Here is a 20,011-nt window from a genome sequence, read left to right on the forward strand (position 1 = left end):
CCCCCGGCACGCAAAGTGCCGAAGGTCCCGCCGCCCGGGCCACGCAGAAAAGTCACGCAAACGCCCGCCGCGAGGCGTCAGGCCCGCGCCTGCAGCCCCGGCACGCCGTCGCGGATCTCAAAGGAGGCCTTCGTGACAACGGGTGCGCCCGGCGTCGTCACGTGGTCCAGCACGCGGAAGTCCGCGGTCATGGAGTCCCTGGTGATGCGCGTGTTCACATAGCCGCGGTTGTCGTTGTAGAACTTCAGGTGCGGGTTCCAGGCCATGGTGGCGTCCGTGGTGGAGCCCGTGCCGTCACCCGTGGAGGTGATGGACGTGCACACCAGTTCCGAGCCCACTACGGGGGAGGCGGGGTCCTTGTAGTCCACCTTCACGTCGTTGGCCCAGTGCCGGTGCACATCGCCGGTGAGGACGACGGCGTTGCGCACCTTCGCGTCGGTCCAGCCCTGGGTGATGCGGCGGCGGGAGGCCGCGTACCCGTCCCAGCCGTCCATGGAAACGTCGTCGATCTCCGGTGCCTTGTTCCGGTCCCGCTCGGCGAAGAAGACCTGCTGGCCCAGGATGTCCCACCGCTGCGTGGAGTTCCTGAATCCGTCCAGCAGCCACTTCTCCTGCTCGGCGCCGGTGATGGTCCGGTTTTCGGCGAGCCGCTCTGTGACGTTCTTCTTCCAGCCGTCGCCGGCAAGCTGGTCGTCCCGGTACTGCCGTGTATCCATCATGTGGAAGTTGGCCAGCTGGCCCCACTGGATGCGGCGGTAGATCTTCATGTCCGGCCCGGCGGGGAGCGAGGACGGGCGCAGCGGCATGTTCTCGTAGTAGGCCTGGAAGGCTGCGGCGCGGCGCTGCCGGAAGTGCTCCACACTGTCGTTCAACTGGGCGGCGTCCTGGTTCTCCGGAACGTCGTCCGCCCAGTTGTTGTCCACCTCGTGGTCATCCCACACCACCGCCCAGGGTGCGACTGCGTGCGCTGCCTGCAGGTCGGCGTCGGCCTTGTACTGGGCGTGGCGCTGCCGGTACGTCTCCAGCGTGACGGTCTCCGGGCCCTCGTGGTCACGGGGGTTCCCTCCGCCGATCACGTAGCTGCCCTTCTTGTATTCATAAAGGTAGTCGCCCAGGTGCAGTACCAGGTCCGGGTGGTCCTCCGCCAGGCGCCGGTACGCGGTGAAGTAGCCGTGCTCATACTGCGCGCAGCTGGCGAACGCCATGGCCAGCGCGGCGGGCGTCTCGTGCAGGGCAGGGCTGGTGAGGGTGCGGCCCACGGGGCTGACGTACTTGCCGGTGCGGAACCGGTAGAAGTACTCGCGGCCCGGCTGCAGGCCGCGCAGCTCCACGTGCACCGAGTGCGCGGTCTCGGTGCGTGCCTGCTCCACGCCGCGGGCCGCCACCTTCCGCATGCCCTGGTCCTCGGCCACTTCCCACTGCACGGCCACCGGGCGCGACGGCATGCCGCCCAGCCCGTCCTCCGCCACCGGGTTCACGGCCAGGCGGGTCCACAGGACGAAGCCGTCCGGCCACGGCTCGCCCGACGCGATGCCGAGCATGAAGGGATCGGTGCGAAGACCGGCGTCGTCCGCGGTGGAAACGGCGACGGCGGCACTTGGCAGTGCGGCGACGATGCCGGCTCCGATGCCGGCGGAGATGAGGGTTCTGCGGGAGATGTTGTCCATGGCTTCCACGCTATTTCCAGCTGTTGGACAGGTTTCGAGGAGGATATGAATGGCCGGTTAACGGCGTGACAAAACCTGTTGATGGATCCGCCGACGCTGGAGCCAGAGCGGGATGCGGCGCAGGGCCTTTGGACTCTGGCCCCGACGCGGGGTCGCAGGCAGAGTGGCTCACAACCCTAAGAAGCCAGGGAAAGAGGACATCATGCCCCGCACCTCCGTCGTCACCGGCGCAGCCTCCGGCATTGGCAAAGCCACCAGGGAACTGCTTGAGCAGCGCGGCGAACGCGTCATCGGGCTGGATCTCCACGATGCCGAGGTGGTGGCGGACCTGTCCACCGCCGAGGGACGCGACGCGTTGCCGGATGCGGTAAGGAAGGTCAGCGGCGGCAGGATCGATGCCATCTACGCCAATGCCGGCCTCGCCGTTCCGGCCCCCGCCACCGTGGCCGTCAATTTTTTCGGGACGGTGGCAACGCTGGAACGGCTCCGGCCCCTCCTGGTGGGGTCGGACGCGCCACGCGCCGTCGCGGTCTCATCGATGGCCGCCCTCCTGGCCAGCGACAGCGAGCTTGTTGCACTCCTGGCCGCCGGGGATGAACCGGCGGCCATGGCCCGCGCCGAGGTCATGGCCAAGGAACCAGCGACCACGGGCCAGCTCATCTACGCCTCCACCAAGCTGGCGCTCTCCCGCTGGGTCCGCCGCCAGGCCGCAACGGCAGAGTGGGCCGGCACCGGGATCCCCCTGAACGCGGTGGCGCCGGGCGTCATCGCCACCCCAATGACGGCGGACCTGATCGATACCGAAGAGGAACGAAGGTCGCTGCTGGAAGTGGTCCCGATGCCGCTGAACGGCATCGCCGAGCCCATTGTGGTGGCCCGCCTGCTGGCCTGGCTCAACAGCGAGGAGAACACGCACCTCTGCGGGCAGATCGTCTATGTCGACGGCGGCAGCGATGTTGTCCTGCGCGGCGACTCGGTGTGGTGAGTCTCCGGGGAACTCGGACTTTAGTCCCTGTTCTGGACTAACCCTCAGGCGTAGCTTGAAAGTGGTTCCCGCAACCGCGGGGCGAGCAGTCAAGGGGGCGTCATGACCAGGCCCAGGCATTCGGCACTCAGCATTCTCGGGTTCAGCAGCCTGCTGCTCCTTACGGGGTGCTTCGGCCCTCCCGCCCCGGCCCCTTCCAGCAGTTCCCCGGCCCCCAGCCCCACCGCCAGCAGCGCCAGCCCCAGCAGCGCGTCCCCAAACACGACGGCGAGCCCCACCGCATCGGCCACCCCCACCACCCCTGCCAGCACCTCAGCCGCACCCACCACGTCAGCCGCCGCTCCGCCGTCGTCCGCTCCTGCCAGCCCGCCGCCCACGGCGGAACCGACGCCCACCGGGCTGCCCGAGCAGGTGGCCCCGCTGACCATCTACTACGTGGCCGTGGGTGACAACGGCGTCTCCGGGCCCGCGATCGGCTGCGGTGACAGCCTGGTGGCCACCACCACGGCCCCCGTCCGCTTCACCGACCAGGTGGGCCCCAGCATCAACACCCTGCTGGCCAACAAGAGCCGCGACATCGGCCTGTCCGGCCTCATCAACGTCCTGTACCAGTCGAGCCTGACCTATCTGGGTGGCGAGTTGAACGGCAGCACCATCACCATCTGGCTTTCCGGGCAGTTCATGCTCGGCGGCGTGTGCGACATCCCACGCGCCAAGGCCCAACTGGAATACACGGCCATGACGGCATCCGGTGCCACCAGCGCGCAGGTGTTCGTCAACGGCCGTCCCATCGACGAGGTACTGAGCCTCAAGTAGCGATCCTGGGCAGAACGTACGGCAGCAGACCTGTACGCCCGGCCGAGAGTCTCACGCCATCTGCACATTCGTGCAGTTGGGGCGGTGCTGTCGGAACGGTGCCGGCTCCAAAGGCCACGGGGGCCTCGGCCGCGCTTTATAGCTACTCACCAGTAACAATGAATATCCCGGCGTGCTGGGGCCGGCCGGGTTGCGGTGGGCCGGACGCGGACCAATTCCCCGCACGTTCGTGCAGGCGGGTCCACCTGCGGGTCCAGGCTGCCTAGCATTTCTAGGACCGCACCCCGGGCACCGGCAGGCACACCGCCGCTGGCACCTGGGGCCGCGGACCACTGCTGACACGCGAACAAAGAGGTTTATATGTCACTGCTGAAACGCGCCCTGTCCGTCGCCGCAGCCGCCGTCCTGGCAGGCTCGCTCTCCGCGACTCCCGCCCAGGCCGACACCCTGGACATCGCGCCGCCGGGCGCCAACGACTGGTCCTGCAAGCCCTCCGCCGAACACCCGTACCCCGTGGTCCTGGTGCCCGGAACCTTCGAAAGCATGGCGAAAAACTGGTCCACGCTTTCGCCCTACCTCAAGAGCGCCGGATACTGCGTCTTCGCCCTCAATTACGGCGAGACCAACGGCGTCTACGCAACCGCGCCGGTGGCCGACTCCGCGAAGGAACTCGCCCCGTTCGTTGATGCCGTCCGCGCCGCCACGGGTGCGCCGAAAGTGGACCTGGTGGGCCACAGCCAGGGCGGCATGATGCCGCGCTACTACATGCACCTGCTGGGCGGAGCCAAGTACGTCCACCACCTGGTGGGAATTGCGCCTTCCAACCACGGCACCCAGGGCCTGATCGTGCCGCCGCCGGATGCCGTCCCGGATCCCGCCTACACCACCCTGGGCTGCGCAGCATGCGCGGACCAGCAGGCCGGGTCGGCGTTCATGCAGGAACTCAACGCCAAGGGCGATACCGTCGCCGGCCCGTCCTACACCGTGATCTCCACCGTTTATGACGAAGTGGTGATTCCCTACAACAGCCAGTTCCTGGCGGGACCGGCCAGGCAGGTCACCAACATCACCATCCAGGACAAGTGTCCTGCCGATGTCTTCGAACACGACCAGACACCCAACGATCCCGTGGTGCACCAGTTTGTGGCGAACGCGCTGGGCCAGGCCTCCGGACCGGCGGACCCCGCGTACCAGCCCAGCTGCCTGTAGCCCGGACCGCCTTTACCAGCCGCGCCCGGCCCCGGCACCCACGCGCCGTGCCATGATGAGAGCCAGACAGTCCCAAGGAGGTATCCGGATGGACCACACACCTGGCGGCACGGAGGGCGGGGTGGGGCCGGGCCCGCTGCAGCATCCATTCTTTGCCCGGGCATTTGCCCGGGCCGTGGGCGGCATGGACCGCCGCGGGGCAGCCGACCACCGCCGCCGCGCCCTGGCCGGCCTGCGTGGATCAGTCATCGAAATTGGGGCCGGGGCCGGCTCCTCCTTCCCGCTGTACCCTCCCGCCGTCACCCGCGTCCTGGCCCTGGAACCCGATGACTACCTCCGGGCCCTGGCGCAGAAACAGGCCGCCACGGCCAGCGTCCCCGTAACGGTGGTTGCCGCCGCCGCAGAGAACATTCCGGCGGAGACCGGCAGCGCCGACGCCGTGGTGGCCAGCCTGGTTCTCTGCAGCGTCAAGGACCAGGCCGCCGTGCTTGCGGAGATCCGCCGCGTCCTGCGCCCCGGCGGAACACTGGCCTACTACGAGCATGTCCGGTCCCGGCACCCGGTCCTGGCCAGGGCAGAAGACGTCCTGACCCCGCTTTGGGGCCGGTTCATGGGCGGATGCCACCTCAACCGGGACACCCTGGCCGCCATCACCGCAGCAGGCTTCACGGTCCAGGACAACCAGCGCTTCGGCTTCGCCGTGCAGCGGCTGAACCCTCCGCTTGCCCACATCCTGGGCACGGCCACCAGCCCCGGACCGCCGGGCTGACGCGCCCCGCTGGCGCGCCGCACTGATATGTCATTGAGCGCCTGAACGCCCCGGCCCGCCTGGCCAACCTCGACCTTGGGCCCTTGGCGAGGCCACGCCGTCGTACCCTTGCCCTAAGCTAACGCCAAGAAAGCAAACGTCCGAACGGATGCGGCATGACAGAGCTCAATGTCCGGGAGCGGAGCTCCCTCCAGCTGCCAATCACTGACGCCGCGAGCCTGACATCCGGACAGACGCTTGCGCGCCTGGCCTCCGGCCCGGACGGCCTGCCGGAGGAGGAAGCCGCCGCCCGCTTTGGCAGCCTTGGCCCCAATGCCGTCCGCACGCACCGCGCCAACGCCTGGGCCGTGCTGGGCCGGCAGTTCGCCAGCCCCATCCTCATCCTTCTGCTGGTCACCGCCGGGCTGTCCCTGTTCCTGGGTGACGCAACCAACTCGATCGTCATCGGCGTGATCCTGCTGGTCAGCGTGGGCCTTGGCTTCACCAACGAATTCCGCGCGGAGCGGGCGTCCGAGGCGCTGCACGACCGCGTCACCCACCGCGCCGTGGTCCTTCGGGGCGGAACCACCAGGGAAGTGGACGTTACCGCCTTGGTGCCGGGCGACGTCGTCCATCTCTCCCTGGGTGCCATCATCCCCGCCGACATCCGGCTCCTCGCCACCAACAACCTGCTCTGCGATGAAAGCATCCTCACGGGCGAGTCCCAGCCCGCCGCCAAGGACCCCGCTCCCGTGGCCGCAGGCGCGGCACTGGGCGACCTCGCCTCCTGCGTGTTCATGGGCACGGTGATCCAGTCCGGCAGCTGCACCGGGGTTGTGGTGGCCACCGGTGGCCGGGCTGAGTTCGGCCGCATCGCGCTGGGCCTGGGGGAGAGGCAGCCGCAAACCGAGTTCCAGCTGGGACTCAGGCGCTTTTCGTTCCTGTTGCTGCAGGTGGCGATGGTGCTCACCACGCTGATTTTCGTGGCCAACCTGCTGCTGCAACGCCCGCTCATTGAATCCCTGCTGTTCTCGCTGGCAATCGCCGTAGGCATCACCCCGCAGCTGCTTCCCGCCGTGGTGAGCACGTCCCTGGCCACCGGTACCCGGCAGCTGGCCAAGCGGAAAGTGCTGGTCAAGCGGCTGGTGTGCATCGAGGACCTGGGGGACATGGACATCCTGGTCACGGACAAGACCGGCACCCTGACGGAGGGGCGGATCAGTTTCACCAGCGCGCTTCCGGTGACGCAGGACGTTTCCGAAGACGACCTGCTCACTTTGGGCCTGCTCGCCACGGAGGCCGACTACTCGGAAGGAAATGCGTCCCCGGCAGGGCAGAACCCGCTGGACGCCGCCCTCTGGGACAGCCCCGGCGCCGCCGCCTTTGAACCGAAACGTCATCAGCGCCTGGACATGATCGGCTTCGATCACCAGCGCCGCCGCACCACGGCGCTGGTCCGTGAAGACGGCGGCCCCGCCCGCCTGGTGACCAAGGGCGCCCCCGAGGACGTCCTCGCCTTGTGCGGACCAACCCCACCCGCGGTGCAGGCGCTGTTGGACGAGCAGTTCGACGCCGGCTCCCGGGTGGTCGCCGTGGCAACCCGTCCGGCTGCAGACCTGGTGGAGCTGGCCCCGGCTGATGAGCATGGGCTGACGCTGGCCGGGTTCCTCGTTTTCCTGGACCGGCCCAAAACCAACGCCAGGCAGTCCCTGGACCTGCTGGAGGCCCTGGGTATTTCGGTAAAGATTGCCACCGGGGACAACGCCAAGGTGGCGGAGAAAGTCTGTGCCGACCTGGACGTGATCTCCGGCGGCACCCTCACCGGTGCCCAGGTTGAGCAGATGTCCGACGCCGACCTTGCCGCCGCCGTGCGGACAGCCACCATCTTTGCGCGCGTCTCGCCCGAACAGAAAGCGCGCATCATCGGCCTGCTGCGCCTCAGCGGCGGCTCCGTGGGCTTCATGGGCGATGGCGTGAACGATGCCCTGGCACTGCACAAGGCGGACATCGGCATCTCCGTCGACACGGCAACGGACGTTGCCAAGGACGCGGCCGACGTCGTCCTCCTGGACAAGGACCTGGGAGTGCTGGCGGACGGCGTGATGGAGGGGCGGCGGATCTTCGCCAACACCATCAAGTACGTGCTGATGGGCACGTCCAGCAACTTCGGCAACATGTTCAGCGCGGCAGCAGCCTCCGTGGTACTGAGCTTCCTGCCCATGCTGCCGGGCCAGATCCTGCTGAACAACCTGCTGTATGACTCCGGGCAGCTGGCTATTCCGGGGGACCGGGTGGACAAGGAGCAGCTGCGGGCGCCGTCCCACTGGGACATCGCCTTCATCCGGCGGTTCATGCTTCTCTTCGGGCCCATCAGTTCGCTGTTCGACTTCGCCACCTTCGCTCTGATGCTGTTCGTGTTCACCGCTGTGCCGGGGGAGTTCCGGGCCGGCTGGTTCATCGAATCCATCGCCACCCAGACGCTGATCATCTTCGCCATCCGCACACGGCGTGTTCCCTTCCTGCGCAGCCGGCCGTCAGCCGGCCTGATTGCCGCGTCGCTCGGCGTGGTGGCGCTGGGAATCTTCCTGCCGCTCTCGCCGTTGGCCGGCCTGCTCGGCTTCGACCCGCTGCCTGTCCCGTTCTTCCTGGCCCTGCTGGGCATGGTGGTGGTGTATCTGGTCCTGGTGGAACTGGCCAAACGATGGTTCTTTGCCCGCAGCGCCCAGCAGCTGCCCGCCCCGCCACCTCCCGTCAAGCGCCGGCACGCCACGCACCACATCGCCCGCAGGGCCTCCAGGTACAGCATCCCGGTCAAGGTCCCTAAGCCCGCGGTCCCCTCAGGCGTGCCAAGGCTTGGGCGGCGCAAGGCGCGGCAGGGGAGATCTGTCCGTAACCCATAACCCTTGTGGCGACGCCGGGGTTAGCATGGAGGAGAGAGAAGCTGGGGCTTTCGCTGAGATGTTCAAAGCAGGGTGATGAAGGCCGCCTTGGATCATGCTGTTCGAACTTTGGGGTGTACTCTCATGTGGCGTGAACCGATCAGGCGGCGGACCCGGGAACTTCTGCGGGAGTTCGTAGAACGGGCTGATGACCTTGTCCGGGCACAGGAACACGTTGAAGGCCTGCTCGGTGCAGTGGTGTCCCTGACCGAAGACCTCAGCCTGGAAGCGGTGCTTGACCGGGTGGTGCAGTCTGCTTGCGAACTGGTGGGAGCGCGCTACGGGGCTCTGGGCGTCATCGGTGATGACCAGCAGCTCAGCCACTTCATCACCGTAGGCATTGATGACGAGGGAGCCCGCCTCATCGGTGACCTTCCAACCGGCCACGGAGTGCTTGGTGAACTGATCCGCGAACCCAAACCACTGCGGCTCCACGATCTCGGCGAACTTCCCATTGCCGTTGGATTCCCCGCCAACCACCCGCCGATGGGCACGTTCCTGGGTGTTCCGGTCCGTGTCCGGGACGAGGTCTTCGGGAACCTGTACCTGACGGAAAAAATCGGCGGGCAGGATTTTTCGGGTGAAGACGAAGACCTGGCTGTAGCCCTTGCTTCTGCTGCCGGCGTGGCCATCCAAAACGCCAAGTTGTTCGATGACAGCAAGCGGCGCCAAAAATGGCTTGAGGCGGGCATGGAGGTCAGTGACTGCCTGAAGGACCGGCCACGCTCGGATACCGAAAACCTGGACATGATCGCGGAACGGGCCGTTAAGGCCTCCGCTTCGGTCCTGGGGGTAATCGCATCCGCGGGCGGGGACGGAACCGTCAGGTGCCGTACATCGGTGGGCGTGCAATCGATGCCTGGCGGCCAGGAATTGCCAGCCTCTGACGTGTTATCCGAAGTCCTGGAAAGCGGGGAGTCCAGGGCGCTGGCAGACCCGTCCCTGGTATTTGACCATGAGCTGGCAGAGAAACTCGGGCCGGTCCTGGTTGCCGCCCTGGGAAGCAACAGTGACGGACACCGGGACAGTGTGCTGATCCTGGCCCGGGGGACCGTTGGAAGCCGCTACACGGACGTGGATGTTGAGCAGAGCGCCGTGTTTGCCTCGCGGATCGGCCTGACGCTGGACCTGCTCAAGGCAAACCAGCTGCGGGAAGAGCACGCGTTGTTCATCGACCGCGAGCGGATTGCGGCGGACCTGCACGACCTGGTCATCCAGCGGCTGTTCGCAGCCGGGTTGAGTATCCAAGGCCTGCGCCGCTACACCTCCGACACCGTTGCCCATGAGCGCCGCATCGCCGATATCACCACTGAACTGGATGACTGCATCCACCAGCTCCGCGACACGATTTACTCACTGCAGGCCAGGAAACCCGACCGGGAACTCCTCAGCGGCCGCGTCCTGCGCGCCGTGCAGGAAGCAGCCAACGCCGGTGGCTTCCTGCCAAGGATCCAGCTCTCGGGCCCAGTGGATGACATCGTGGACGAGGACGTGGCCGAACAATTGTTGCCGGTGCTGTCTGAAAGCGTCAGCAACGCCGTGCGGCATTCGGGCTCTGAAGAAATTTACGTCCTCCTCGCCGTTCAGGACGGCGACGTGGTCCTCACCGTCCAGGACCATGGCTGCGGATTTGCCGATCCCGGCCGGATCAGCGGATTGAACAACATGAAGAGCCGGGCCAGCCGGCTGGGCGGGACCTGCACCATTGAGAGCGCCCCCGGCCAAGGCACCAGCGTGACCTGGCGGGTGCCCCTTCCGGCCTGACGGTGGCGTGCCCTCTCAGGACAGCATTTCCCACGCGCGCGGGATGGGAGCCGGGATCAACGGGCTGCGGCGCCGGAATCCCAACTTTTGCAGTACCGAGGACACAGTGCCAACCACCGCATCTTCGGGGAGCACCAGCTCCTGCCCGATCTGCCGGTTTGTCAGGCCGCGGGCCATGAAGGCAAGCACGTTCCGCTCCCTCCCTGTGAGGCCTTGCAGCCAAGAGGCAGAGGCGGCTGCGTACAGGCTTTCGGCAACCCTTTCCCGGACCTCCGGCCGGAACAGTGATGCGCCGGCGGCGGCACAGCGGATGCTGTCCACCAGATTGTTGTTGTTGCTCACCTGCTTGAGGACGTACCCGGACGCGCCCGCCAGCACCGCCGCCCGCACGGCATGCTGTTCGTCCCAGCCGGTCAGGATCAGGCATCGGACCCCTGGGGCCGTGGCGCGGAGGTCGCGGCAGACCTCGATCCCCGTTCCGTCCGGCAGCCTGTCGTCCAACACAGCGATATCGGGTTTCAGGCTGGGGATCAGGCGCCGGGCCTCTGCGGCCGATCCGCTCTCGCCGGCAATCGTGAACCCATCATTTTCGAGCAGGTCCTTCAGGCCCCGCCGCACCAGTTCATGGTCATTGAGGATGAAGATCCGGGCGGTCCCGGCTGGGGACTGAAAGACATCCCGGGGTTCTGCGGGTGTTTCCATGACGACGCTCTCATTGATTCGACGCCCTCCCCGGCTGCCCGTCTGATGCAGCCGCCCCGGTCGGAAGGATCCTCGTTCAATCATTTCGCGTCCCTCTGCTGTGCCAGCAGGGCCAAAAGTCCGTTCCTGATTCGTCACCAGCCGAAGCCACGGGGAGCCAATGGCCCGGCTGCCTCCTGAAGTTGGCGAAGGGCGCTGCAGCCAGAGCACCTCATGGTGTCTCCGGCCCCCTTTGCCCTGACCCACCGGTGCGATTCCTCCAGCCGGTACTCAAGCCAGCCTGAAAGCTTTTGCAGCCGGTTGAGTGCCACGCTGGCTTTCTCCCAGGAACTCCAGCGTCCCACGACGGCACCGTTGTCCTTGAAAATGATGTTGCACCCGCCATCGCCAATTTCCGCTGGGGCCTGGCCGCCAGGCGCTTCCTGACCGTACACGGCCCTGTACTCTTCAGAAGTTGCCACGGTGCCTCCCTGATCAGGCAGCTTTGGTTTGCGGGCGGGCGAGAAACGCCTCCAATGACTGGAGGGTGATGGTTGCGTCAGTGAAGGCCGGGCTGCCATGCGGGTGCAGGCGCTCCAGCAGGCCACCGTTGTAGCGGAGGCGGCGGAGGGCGGTGGACACGGCACGGATGGCGTATCCCAGGTCGCCCTGGTGCCGGAGCAGCGCGAGCGTCATGCCCTGCATTGATGCCAGTGCGACAGCAAGCACGTTTGCGTCCAGCTGCCGGCCCGCGGCCCGGTGACGGCGCAGCTGGGCGGCAAACCCGTCCCAAACCTCCCGGGCCGCAATCCGGGCCACTTCCGTCCGCGCATCCTTCTCCGCCAAACCGCGGCCCACCAGGTCCGCATGAAGGCATTCGAACCTGTTGCTGAGTTCCCCGGCCCTCCCGCCGGCTTCGCTGCCCGGGTATGTTGAGGGTTTGAACTTGGCAGGATGCAGGAGCATCGCCCGACGGCGGGAGGCGTCCTCCCGCGACAGCCGCGCGGGCTCCAGTGGCGTTTTCAGGGCGGGACGGAGCGTGCGGATGTCAGGCATGCTGGTCCTTTCAAAGTGCAGCGAGCTTGCAGCATGTGCCTGCGGGGGCATCATCTGCGGTGACACTGCGGGAATGCCTCAGCGGCAAGGGAAGTGTGTGCAAGTGAACTGTGTGCAAGGGAACTGGGTCTATAGGGAGGGGCGTCAGGGGGAAAGCCACTCCGGCCTCGCAAACCTGAGGACCCGGACGGCGCCCCTACAAGGATGCCAAGGGTCTGGGCTCCCGATGTAGGGCTGAAAGTCCCGTCATGGGGGAGGACGGGTACAGATTCCCGCGTGGAAGGTTTGGAGGCTTGGTTCCCATGGAAGGCGGGGGCTTTGTGCCCTGTTTCCGGTTGCGGGGCCGGCCCTAGCCTGAAATCAGCAGGGCGGCGTAAGGCCACCTGCCGGATCCGGGAGGCACACGGTGAAATCGGCGAACGCAAGCATCATTGCAGGCCTTGTCCTTATTGGGCTGGGTGGGCTCTTACTGCTGGACCGGCTCGGCGTCATGGACACGGCAGCTTTTGTCGCACCGCTGATCTTCGCGGCCATAGGGGTTTTGTTCCTGTCCCTGTTCGTCCAGCGCCGGGAGAACTGGTGGGCGGCCATCCCCGGGTCCGTGTTCCTGGGCCTGGCAGCGGTCATCACCACCACGCAGCTCACCAACGGCGCATGGGGTGCATCTTTCCTCTTCCTCTTCATGGGTGGCGGGTTCGCCGCCGTGTTCCTCCGCGAGCGCACCAACTGGTGGGCCCTGATCCCGGCGGGCGTCATGTTGACGCTTGCTGTCATCGTGGCACTCCCGCAGGAACTGCAGGGCATGCCGACCGCGGCCGTCCTGTTCCTGGGCCTGGCAGCCACCTTCGGCGCGCTCTCCCTGGTCCCGGTCCGTAGCTCCGGGCACGCTGCCGACCACCCCAGCGAAAGGATGAGTTGGCCGCTGATCCCCGCCGCGGTCCTGACGGTCATGGGTTTGATCTTTGCGCTCCAGGCCACGGTGGTGTTCATTTCCCTGGACTTCGCCTTCCCGGCCATCATGATCCTGGCGGGAATCACGCTGATGGTCTACGCCTACGTCGCCCACCGCGACGGACGGCAGAAGACGCACGGCCCCGGGCCCCGGGCAGGCTAAGGGGCCCAGCGGGCCGGTGGGCCGGCCGGTGAGCCCATGCGGCCCATCAGAGGAGCGCCTCCGCCCGGGTCCAGTGCCCACGCAGAAGTGCGGCGACCCTCTGCGGCTCAGCCCGGTGCGGGGGGTCGAAATGGTGGCGGCCCGGGAAGACTTCCAGCCGGTAATCGGAAAAGACGCGGGCCAGCCGGGCGGCGTTGTCGCCCTGCTCGTCCGGACTGCTCATGCCGCCCAGCACAAACAGCACAGGTTTCGTGAAGGAGGCAAGGCGGCCGCGGTCCAGGTTATAGGTGTTGAACGCCTGGAGGAAGGCGTTGATGCCTGCCGGCCGCTTGGCCATCCACGGCGGCGGCGGGCCGGGCGGCGGTGCCGGCAGGACGGCGTCGGGCTTTACCTGCAGCCTCATGAAGGCCGGCATGAACTCGTCCTGCGGCAGGGCGGACAACTGGCCGTAACGCTGCCACAGTTCGGTGTGGGCAGGGCTCCAGTCCCAGTTTCCCGCCCAGGCCGGCTCAAGCAGCGCCAGGCTGCGGAGCCGTCCGGGATGTGAGGCGGCGAGGGCCAACGCGGCAGCTCCGCCGCCGGAATACCCCACCAGGTGGAAGGTTTCCCAGCCATGGGCGTCGGCCTCGCGGAGCACGCCGTCCGCCTCTGCATCCAGGCTCCATCCCGGCGGCGGCGTATCCCCGGCGTAGAGCTCCAGGTCCTTGGCGATGGCGCCCACTCCGGGTCCCAGGAACTGCAGCAGCGCGCCGTAGGCGGGGCCGGCGGGAAGGACACTGCCGGGAAGCAGGATCACGCGGAGCGGTTCCATGGCATTGTCTTTCGCCGGCGCCGGTCAGCCGCGCGCTGCCAGATGTCCGGTCACGTACTCGGCGTCCGGGCCCGCCCCCACGAGGGTGGCGGAGATATGGCGCGTGAGCCAGGGGAGCCCGACGGCGTACAGGCCCGGGTGCTCCGTCACGCCTTTCGTGTGGCGCGGGTAGTTCCACTCGTCCAGGAGGGGAAGGTCCAGCATGCTGAAGTCCAGCGCGTAGCCCGTGCACCAGATGATGGAGGTGATCCCTTCCGCCTTAAGGTCCAGCCGGGCGCCTGGCTCTGCCGGCAGCCAGAGGTCTTCCTCCGGCACGTCCGCCTCCGGAGCGTCGATCCCGGCAGCCTTGATGTACGCATCGGACAGCCGCCCCAGCCGCTGCCCGAACCCTGCCTCAACCAGTGCCAGGCGCTCGGCGAGGTCGTCGGTGAAGACGAGGACGCCGTCGTCGATTCCCTCGAACCGGCCGTGCAGCCGGACGCCGCGGCGTCCCAGTTCGCGCAGGTGCACGCTGTGGCCGCCGTCGTTGCCGGACAGCAGCGGATTGCACATGAAGCGCCCGGCGGGGGAGGGCAGCCCGTCCACCTGGAGCGCGTTGATGCCGTACTCCGGGCCGTGGACGTTCACCTCCACGATCCAGTGGAAGATGTCCTGCCCCCGGTACCGCCGGGGCGCCTCCGGGCAGCTGGACACGGACAGGTGCACGGTGCGGCCGGCGTCCAGCAGGTCCTCGGTAATCTGGCCGCCCGATTGCCCGGTGCCCACCACCAGCACCGCACCCTCCGGGAGCTGGGCGGGGTTGCGGTAGTCGTGGCTGTGCAGCTGCAGGACTCCGGGGGAGAGGCCGACGGCGGCAGGCGGGGTCCGTGGGCGCTGGAAGGCGCCGCTGGCCAGCACCACGTTCCGGGCGGCCCACGTGCCCCGGTCCGTTTCGAGGGTGAACCCGGCATCCGCCGGGGCGATCCGGGTCACCGTCGTGTCCAGCTCCACCGGGGCATGGATGTCCCGGGCGTAGCGGCGGAAGAAGTCGATGGTGGCGTCGCGGGCAATGAACCCGTCCGGTTCCGGTCCGTCGTAGGCCTTCCCCGGCAGGGAGACTGAAAAGTTGGGGGTGTTCAGGTAGAAGGAATCCCACCGGTCCTGCCAGGCGCCGCCCAGGGCGGGCCGCTGCTCCAGGATCCGGTGTTCCACGCCGCGCTGCGACAGCCAGTAGCTCGTGGCCAGGCCTGCCTGTCCGGCGCCCACTACCACCGTGTTGGTCTCATGGCGGGAAACCGCGGGGGCGGACATGGCTACTGCGCCGCCCTTGAGGTCCTGGAGGCACGGGCTTTAGGTTCCTTGGGCCCTTTGGGCGGCAGGGACGCGACGTAGTCCAGCGCCTTCCCGGCCCAGGCCCGCGCCCGGGTGTCATCGCCGTCGCCCTCTTCATTCCACATTTCCGGCAGCCCGGTGTAACCGCCCATGGGCCGCTCGGCCGGCCCGAACGGCACGGTCCGCTCGGACGACTCCAGCACCTCCTTGTCCTTCGGGGAGAGCTTCACGCCGATGGTGGAACCGAACAGCCCGGCGAACATGTTGCCGTTGACGAACGCGCCAAGGTTGCCGAACATCGGCTTCACCACCACCCCCGGATGGTCGGGAACCACGCGCCGGAACCGCTCTTTGTCTTCCTCGGTGGCTTTGGGCATCTCCATGGCTTCATCTCCCGGTGGCAGGGTGTATCCGCAGGATCTGGATGCAGGATATGCCTATTCGGAGGCGGGGTCGAGGGTCCGGGATGCATGCGCCCAGCCGGCAATAAATCCCGTCCTGAGCAGGTCAAACTTCCCGGCGGAGTGCTATATATAGCTCAAGGCAACTATTTTGTGGCTGCCCCGCCAGGTCGCATGGATCCGGGATTGTCCCGGGGGCTGGAGGCAACGGTGCTGAACACGCCGGCCTCCGCCCCGGCTGCAGGAATCCGGTGCCGCCCGGCCAACCGTCCCGCCACCGCGCCCCGGCTCGCGTTCGTTGCCCTCGCCGCGCTCGCCCTCCTCACCGGCTGCAGCGGCGGCACCAGCCAGTCGGTGGCCACCGCCGTGAAGGACAGCTCCTCCGCGGTGGCCACAGCCCGGATCGCGCTCCGGCAGGATATGGCCGGCAAGCTGACCCGCGCCGCCACCTCCACCGCCCTCGACGATGAGCTAAAAGAAGTCCAGGGGAGCCGGAACACCGTCCTCAACCTCTCGCCGGCAACGCAGGAGGACCGCGAAACCCAGAAGCAGGCACTGGACGTGCTGGACCACTGCGCCGCGGGGTTCGCCGTGGCGCGCGCCGCCCTGGCAGGGAACGACGGCGGCGCCCCCTCCCTCGCGGACGGTGACAAGGCGCTCGCGGACGCGCAGGACGCCCTGAAGCAGCTCGAAGGCAAGGTGGGGTCACAATGAGGGCGGAACCGTGAAGCGGCTCCTCGGCGTCGCGCTCGGGATCCTCACCGCCATCGGCGGGTTCGTGGACATCGGGGACCTGGTGACCAACGCCGTTGTCGGTTCCCGCTTCGGCCTGTCGCTGGTGTGGGTGGTGGCCGTCGGCGTACTGGGCATCTGCCTCTTCGCCAACATGTCCGGCCGGGTGGCGGCCGCATCCGGCCGCGCCACGTTCGAAGTGATCCGCGAACGCCTGGGGCCCCGGGCCGGGCTGGCCAACCTCTCGGCGTCGTTCCTAATCAACCTCATGACGGTCACGGCGGAGATCGGCGGCGTGGCCCTGGCCCTGCAATTGGCCAGCAGTGTGTATTACCTGTTGTGGATTCCCGTGGCCGCGGTGGCAGTGTGGCTGGTGATCTGGCGGGTGCGGTTCTCCATCATGGAGAACGTCACGGGCCTGCTGGGGCTGACGCTGATTGTCTTTGCGGTGGCGCTGTTCCTGCTCAAGCCGGACTGGGGTGCGCTCGCCGGGCAGCTGGCGCCGGCCTTGCCGGAGCAGGAAACGGTATGGACCTACAGCTACTACGCGATCGCGCTGTTCGGCGCTGCCATGACCCCCTATGAGGTCTTCTTCTTCTCCTCCGGGGCCGTCGAGGAAGGCTGGACCGTGAAGGACCTGCTGCAGGAGCGCACCAACGTCCTGGTCGGCTTCCCGCTGGGCGGCCTGCTGTCCGTGGCGATCGCCGGGTGCGCCGCCGTCGTCCTCCTGCCCGCCGGTATTTCGGTGACGTCGCTGTCCCAGGTTGTCCTGCCCGTGGCGGAGGGTGCCGGGAAGGTCGGGCTGGCGTTTGTGCTGGTGGGCATTGTGGCCGCCACGTTCGGCGCCGCCCTGGAGACCACCCTCTCGTCCGGATACACCCTGGCCCAGTTTTTTGGCTGGTCCTGGGGGAAGTTCCGCCGGCCGGCGGAGGCCGCGCGGTTCCACCTGTCGATGATGGTGTGCCTTCTGGTGGGCATGGCCGTCCTGGCCACCGGCGTGGACCCGGTGCTGGTGACCGAATACTCGGTGGTGTTCTCCGCCATCGCCCTGCCGCTCACGTACCTGCCGGTCCTCATCGTGGCCAATGATCCCCAGTACATGGGCGAGCATGTGAACGGGCGGGCCGTGAACGTGCTGGGAATGGTTTACCTGGTGATCATCCTGGTGGCCTCGCTTGCCGCCATCCCGCTCATGATTGTGACAGGAGCCGGCTCATGACATCGCCATCCGGTCCTTTGCCGCCGGTTCCGCGCGTAAGCGGCCGCATCCTGGACGCGCAACTGCATCTCATGGACCGGCAGGTCCTGGACCACGACGGCGTCCCGGTCACCACCGTGGACGACCTTGAGGTGGGCGGGCCTGATTTGGACGTGGAGATTCCGGCGGGGACGGCACCGCCGGCCATCACCGCCCTGCTGACCGGCGCGGTCCTGGGCACGCGGATCTTTGGCGGCAGGCCGCCGTCGTCCCGGCTGATCCGCATCCCGTGGAAGGACGTGGCGGAAGTGGGTGTGGTGGTGCGCCTTGGCGTGAGCGGGGAGCCGCTGGACGCCAGCTGGGTGGAACGGTGGGTGCGGGACAAGATCATTGCGCGGATACCGGGAGGCCGCCATGATCCTCGGTGACCTGCTGGGCACACCGGTCCACGATGCCGACGGCGGACGGCTGGGCCGCGTTGCCGACGCCCGTTTCGTGCTGGACGGAGCCCCGCACCAGCTGATGGCGGAGCCGCGGCTGCTGGGGCTGGTGGTCAGCCCGCACAGTGTCGCATCGTTCCTGGGCTACGAGCGGAACGGCCTCACCCGGCCCTGGCTGCTGGCCCGGATCCTCCGGTGGCGGCACCGCGGCTCGTTTTTGGTGCTGTGGGAGGACATATCGATGGTGGGGCCGCACTCAGTCCGGCTCCGGCCGGGGTACACCCGCTACAGCGCGGCGTTGGAAGGCGGCGGCCAGGTTTAGCGGCGCCCAACAGATGCGGGATTAGGTGTGGGCGGAAACTCCTGTAGTGTTGAGACTGTTGTTGTGTTTATGCAGTTGGTAGTTCAGGCAGTACGCGCGGTCGAAAGTCCGTGTTCTTCTGAAGTAGCGGTTTTTGAACACCCCACGCCGGAGGGCCCGAAAGTCGGGATTTTCCCTCCACCTTCACGAAGGACAAAAATAATGGCTACTGGTACCGTCAAATGGTTTAACGCTGAAAAGGGCTTCGGCTTCATTTCCCCGGACGACTCCTCGCAGGACGTTTTCGCGCACTACTCCGCGATCAACTCCAACGGCTTCCGCTCCCTCGAAGAGAACCAGAAGGTTTCCTTCGACACCGAGCAGGGCCCCAAGGGTCCCCAGGCCACCAACATCCAGGCTCTCTAATTCCTTAGAGTTCCGGGACCGTTAGGTTTCCAAGCAGGGCCTGCCGTTTATCGGCAGGCCCTGCTTTTTGTTTAACCCATGTATGCCAGTTCCCCGGGTTGGGCCTGCCCCAGGGTTGAGCGTTGGGCGGGCATCCTCCTTGGAAGAACCGTCTCGACAAATGTGAATTGCAGGAGCACTCTTGTACTGCGCACGCCTCTGACGTGCGGAACCAGCGCCTTGGCTGGGAAGAGAATTGAACCTGCGCGGCACCAGTTGGGGTGGTGCATATCCGGCCCCGATCACCGGCCGGCACTGGCTGCCCGCGCTCCCCGGCATCGGCAGCCGGCACCTTCACTCCGAAAAAACAGTGGCCGGTTGGGCCAGTCATGCAATGGGTTTGAATCGGCCGCAGCTGCAAATCGGCATTTAACAGATCGCCGTTCAAGAAAGCATCGCCATGAAGCACTATCGGGGAATCAAACCGAGATCCAACAAGCTGGCATTGATTGTGGCATTCGCTGTCGCATTGCTCGCCTCCCTGGCTGCAGCCGGCCCCGCGTCAGCCGACGGAGGGGGCCACCGGACCTGGCAGGTACAGGTGGGCTCTGAGTCCAGCGACCAGGAGATCCAGGGGATGGCCTTCCTTCCCTCAGAGATCTACATCAATGAGCGGGACACCATCACCTGGCAGGCAAACTCCGCAGAAATACATACCGTGACGTTCCTGGCGGCAGGCCAGTCGCTGCAGCCGTTCAATCCGTTCAGCGACGATGAGCTGCAGAAGCGCGGAAAGGATTATTACGACGGAAAGTCGTACTACAACTCCGGCATCCTGGCCAACGTGGACGTCCCTGGCTTCCCGGATGCAAGGAGCTACACCCTGTCCTTCCCCCGGGAAGGAAACTTCACCTACTACTGCCTGGTCCACGGCACGATGATGAAGGGGACCGTGCACGTGCGCGACCGGGGCACCGACTACCCGTACAGCCAGGCTGACTACGACAAGGCATCACGGGCGCAGGAGCGGGCCATCCTCCGGGACGGGCACCAACTGGACGCATCCCTGGCACAGGAGGCATCCAACCACAAGGTGATGGCAGGCGGTGACGACGGCGTGGCCATGGTCATGCGGTTCGTGCGGCCCACCGTGACGGTGCACGTGGGCGAGACGGTGGAGTTCGTCAATGACGGCATGGGCGCACCCCACACGGTCACCTTCGGCACTGAACCGGCGAACATTTTCGCCCCGTCCGGCGACCCGGAGCATTTCACCGGCGGCGACCTTAGTTCGGGCATCATCCCGCCCGGTGGCGGCACATTCGAAGTAACGTTCAAGTCCGAAGGAACGTTCGAGTACATCTGCGCACTCCATGACTACATGGGCATGGTGGGCAAGGTGAGAGTGGTCGACTAACGCCGGCTACATGGTC

Annotated in this window: 21 protein-coding genes; 13 read left to right on the forward strand and 8 right to left on the reverse strand. The window is 66.9% G+C overall.

Annotated features, from left to right (window positions below):
- Positions 1-77 precede the first annotated feature (77 nt).
- Positions 78-1,667, reverse strand: coding sequence for an alkaline phosphatase D family protein (locus ASG79_RS19195; RefSeq protein ID WP_056393583.1), 1,590 nt, complete (start codon positions 1,665-1,667; stop codon positions 78-80).
- Between the two features lie 202 nt (positions 1,668-1,869).
- Between ASG79_RS19195 and ASG79_RS19200 the strand changes: the two genes are divergently transcribed.
- Positions 1,870-2,652, forward strand: a complete 783-nt coding sequence (locus ASG79_RS19200) for an SDR family oxidoreductase (RefSeq protein WP_056393343.1) — start codon at positions 1,870-1,872, stop codon at positions 2,650-2,652.
- An 89-nt stretch (positions 2,653-2,741) separates the two neighbouring features.
- On the opposite strand, the gene ASG79_RS19205 is transcribed toward ASG79_RS19200, so the two are convergent.
- Positions 2,742-3,080: a hypothetical protein gene (locus tag ASG79_RS19205; protein ID WP_144600571.1), complete on the reverse strand. Its 339-nt coding sequence runs from the start codon at positions 3,078-3,080 to the stop codon at positions 2,742-2,744.
- Between ASG79_RS19205 and ASG79_RS19210 the strand changes: the two genes are divergently transcribed.
- The 5 genes from ASG79_RS19210 (at position 3,064) to ASG79_RS19230 (ending at position 10,128) form a co-directional block, all read left to right on the forward strand.
- Positions 3,064-3,468, forward strand: a complete 405-nt coding sequence (locus tag ASG79_RS19210; RefSeq protein WP_056393347.1) for a GerMN domain-containing protein — start codon at positions 3,064-3,066, stop codon at positions 3,466-3,468. The two genes, ASG79_RS19205 and ASG79_RS19210, sit on opposite strands and share 17 nt — an antisense overlap.
- Positions 3,469-3,828: 360 nt before the next feature.
- Positions 3,829-4,677, forward strand: coding sequence for an esterase/lipase family protein (locus tag ASG79_RS19215; RefSeq protein ID WP_018770425.1), 849 nt, complete (start codon positions 3,829-3,831; stop codon positions 4,675-4,677).
- An 88-nt stretch (positions 4,678-4,765) separates the two neighbouring features.
- Positions 4,766-5,446 (forward strand): class I SAM-dependent methyltransferase, encoded by a 681-nt coding sequence (locus tag ASG79_RS19220; RefSeq protein ID WP_056393349.1) that lies wholly within the window; start codon positions 4,766-4,768, stop codon positions 5,444-5,446.
- A 155-nt stretch (positions 5,447-5,601) separates the two neighbouring features.
- On the forward strand, positions 5,602-8,325 hold the full coding sequence (gene mgtA / locus ASG79_RS19225; protein WP_056393351.1) for a magnesium-translocating P-type ATPase: 2,724 nt from the start codon (positions 5,602-5,604) through the stop codon (positions 8,323-8,325).
- A gap of 123 nt (positions 8,326-8,448) precedes the next feature.
- Positions 8,449-10,128 (forward strand): GAF domain-containing sensor histidine kinase, encoded by a 1,680-nt coding sequence (locus tag ASG79_RS19230; RefSeq protein WP_018770422.1) that lies wholly within the window; start codon positions 8,449-8,451, stop codon positions 10,126-10,128.
- 15 nt (positions 10,129-10,143) lie between these two features.
- On the opposite strand, the gene ASG79_RS19235 is transcribed toward ASG79_RS19230, so the two are convergent.
- The 3 genes from ASG79_RS19235 to ASG79_RS19245 all read right to left on the reverse strand — a co-directional run bounded on the left by ASG79_RS19235 (position 10,144) and on the right by ASG79_RS19245 (position 11,865).
- Entirely contained in the window at positions 10,144-10,830 is a 687-nt protein-coding gene (locus ASG79_RS19235) for a response regulator (RefSeq protein WP_056393352.1), read from the reverse strand.
- A 134-nt stretch (positions 10,831-10,964) separates the two neighbouring features.
- A complete protein-coding gene (locus ASG79_RS19240; protein ID WP_235509873.1) occupies positions 10,965-11,291 on the reverse strand; it encodes a hypothetical protein in 327 nt (108 codons plus the stop codon).
- Positions 11,292-11,304: 13 nt separating this feature from the next.
- Positions 11,305-11,865, reverse strand: coding sequence for a hypothetical protein (locus tag ASG79_RS19245; protein WP_056393354.1), 561 nt, complete (start codon positions 11,863-11,865; stop codon positions 11,305-11,307).
- Between the two features lie 406 nt (positions 11,866-12,271).
- Between ASG79_RS19245 and ASG79_RS19250 the strand changes: the two genes are divergently transcribed.
- A complete protein-coding gene (locus ASG79_RS19250) occupies positions 12,272-12,979 on the forward strand; it encodes a hypothetical protein (RefSeq protein WP_056393356.1) in 708 nt (235 codons plus the stop codon).
- A 46-nt stretch (positions 12,980-13,025) separates the two neighbouring features.
- Here the strand turns inward: ASG79_RS19250 and ASG79_RS19255 are convergent, their stop codons facing one another.
- From ASG79_RS19255 to ASG79_RS19265, 3 genes are read right to left on the reverse strand one after another with little or no spacing between them, the layout of a single operon-like run.
- A complete protein-coding gene (locus tag ASG79_RS19255) occupies positions 13,026-13,790 on the reverse strand; it encodes an alpha/beta fold hydrolase (RefSeq protein WP_056393359.1) in 765 nt (254 codons plus the stop codon).
- A 24-nt stretch (positions 13,791-13,814) separates the two neighbouring features.
- Positions 13,815-15,080, reverse strand: a complete 1,266-nt coding sequence (locus ASG79_RS19260) for a flavin-containing monooxygenase (protein ID WP_056393361.1) — start codon at positions 15,078-15,080, stop codon at positions 13,815-13,817.
- 2 nt (positions 15,081-15,082) lie between these two features.
- Entirely contained in the window at positions 15,083-15,484 is a 402-nt protein-coding gene (locus ASG79_RS19265) for a TfoX/Sxy family protein (protein WP_056393363.1), read from the reverse strand.
- A gap of 192 nt (positions 15,485-15,676) precedes the next feature.
- Between ASG79_RS19265 and ASG79_RS19270 the strand changes: the two genes are divergently transcribed.
- From ASG79_RS19270 to ASG79_RS19295, 6 genes are all read left to right on the forward strand, one after another.
- Positions 15,677-16,216, forward strand: a complete 540-nt coding sequence (locus ASG79_RS19270) for a hypothetical protein (RefSeq protein ID WP_156400243.1) — start codon at positions 15,677-15,679, stop codon at positions 16,214-16,216.
- A gap of 10 nt (positions 16,217-16,226) precedes the next feature.
- Positions 16,227-17,453, forward strand: a complete 1,227-nt coding sequence (locus ASG79_RS19275; protein ID WP_056393367.1) for an Nramp family divalent metal transporter — start codon at positions 16,227-16,229, stop codon at positions 17,451-17,453.
- Complete coding sequence (locus ASG79_RS19280; protein ID WP_056393368.1) at positions 17,450-17,860, forward strand: hypothetical protein; 411 nt, start codon at positions 17,450-17,452, stop codon at positions 17,858-17,860. Before ASG79_RS19275 ends, ASG79_RS19280 begins: the two co-directional genes overlap by 4 nt.
- Positions 17,847-18,194 carry a PRC-barrel domain-containing protein gene (locus tag ASG79_RS19285; protein ID WP_056393369.1) on the forward strand — a complete coding sequence of 116 codons (348 nt, stop codon included), beginning with the start codon at positions 17,847-17,849 and terminating at the stop codon, positions 18,192-18,194. The genes ASG79_RS19280 and ASG79_RS19285 overlap by 14 nt, the downstream gene beginning before the upstream one ends.
- 201 nt (positions 18,195-18,395) lie before the next feature.
- The gene (locus ASG79_RS19290) at positions 18,396-18,599 is read left to right on the forward strand and encodes a cold-shock protein (protein WP_009372930.1); all 204 of its coding nucleotides are present in this window, start codon (positions 18,396-18,398) and stop codon (positions 18,597-18,599) included.
- Positions 18,600-19,038: 439 nt separating this feature from the next.
- Positions 19,039-19,995, forward strand: a complete 957-nt coding sequence (locus tag ASG79_RS19295) for a plastocyanin/azurin family copper-binding protein (RefSeq protein ID WP_018771832.1) — start codon at positions 19,039-19,041, stop codon at positions 19,993-19,995.
- Positions 19,996-20,011 lie beyond the last annotated feature (16 nt).

Source organism: Arthrobacter sp. Soil761, from assembly GCF_001428325.1.
Lineage (GTDB): Bacteria > Actinomycetota > Actinomycetes > Actinomycetales > Micrococcaceae > Arthrobacter.

Bases quoted from the DNA above. Each gene is read 5' to 3' on its own strand.
- ASG79_RS19195 (WP_056393583.1), bottom strand. From the start codon at position 1,667: ATGGACAACATCTCCCGCAGAACCCTCATCTCCGCCGGCATCGGAGCC.
- ASG79_RS19200 (WP_056393343.1), top strand. From the start codon at position 1,870: ATGCCCCGCACCTCCGTCGTCACCGGCGCAGCCTCCGGCATTGGCAAA.
- ASG79_RS19205 (WP_144600571.1), bottom strand. From the start codon at position 3,080: ATGGTCAGCGGGGCCACCTGCTCGGGCAGCCCGGTGGGCGTCGGTTCC.
- ASG79_RS19215 (WP_018770425.1), top strand. From the start codon at position 3,829: ATGTCACTGCTGAAACGCGCCCTGTCCGTCGCCGCAGCCGCCGTCCTG.
- ASG79_RS19220 (WP_056393349.1), top strand. From the start codon at position 4,766: ATGGACCACACACCTGGCGGCACGGAGGGCGGGGTGGGGCCGGGCCCG.
- mgtA (WP_056393351.1), top strand. From the start codon at position 5,602: ATGACAGAGCTCAATGTCCGGGAGCGGAGCTCCCTCCAGCTGCCAATC.
- ASG79_RS19230 (WP_018770422.1), top strand. From the start codon at position 8,449: ATGTGGCGTGAACCGATCAGGCGGCGGACCCGGGAACTTCTGCGGGAG.
- ASG79_RS19235 (WP_056393352.1), bottom strand. From the start codon at position 10,830: ATGGAAACACCCGCAGAACCCCGGGATGTCTTTCAGTCCCCAGCCGGG.
- ASG79_RS19245 (WP_056393354.1), bottom strand. From the start codon at position 11,865: ATGCCTGACATCCGCACGCTCCGTCCCGCCCTGAAAACGCCACTGGAG.
- ASG79_RS19255 (WP_056393359.1), bottom strand. From the start codon at position 13,790: ATGGAACCGCTCCGCGTGATCCTGCTTCCCGGCAGTGTCCTTCCCGCC.
- ASG79_RS19260 (WP_056393361.1), bottom strand. From the start codon at position 15,080: ATGTCCGCCCCCGCGGTTTCCCGCCATGAGACCAACACGGTGGTAGTG.
- ASG79_RS19265 (WP_056393363.1), bottom strand. From the start codon at position 15,484: ATGGAGATGCCCAAAGCCACCGAGGAAGACAAAGAGCGGTTCCGGCGC.
- ASG79_RS19270 (WP_156400243.1), top strand. From the start codon at position 15,677: ATGGATCCGGGATTGTCCCGGGGGCTGGAGGCAACGGTGCTGAACACG.
- ASG79_RS19280 (WP_056393368.1), top strand. From the start codon at position 17,450: ATGACATCGCCATCCGGTCCTTTGCCGCCGGTTCCGCGCGTAAGCGGC.
- ASG79_RS19285 (WP_056393369.1), top strand. From the start codon at position 17,847: ATGATCCTCGGTGACCTGCTGGGCACACCGGTCCACGATGCCGACGGC.
- ASG79_RS19290 (WP_009372930.1), top strand. From the start codon at position 18,396: ATGGCTACTGGTACCGTCAAATGGTTTAACGCTGAAAAGGGCTTCGGC.
- ASG79_RS19295 (WP_018771832.1), top strand. From the start codon at position 19,039: ATGAAGCACTATCGGGGAATCAAACCGAGATCCAACAAGCTGGCATTG.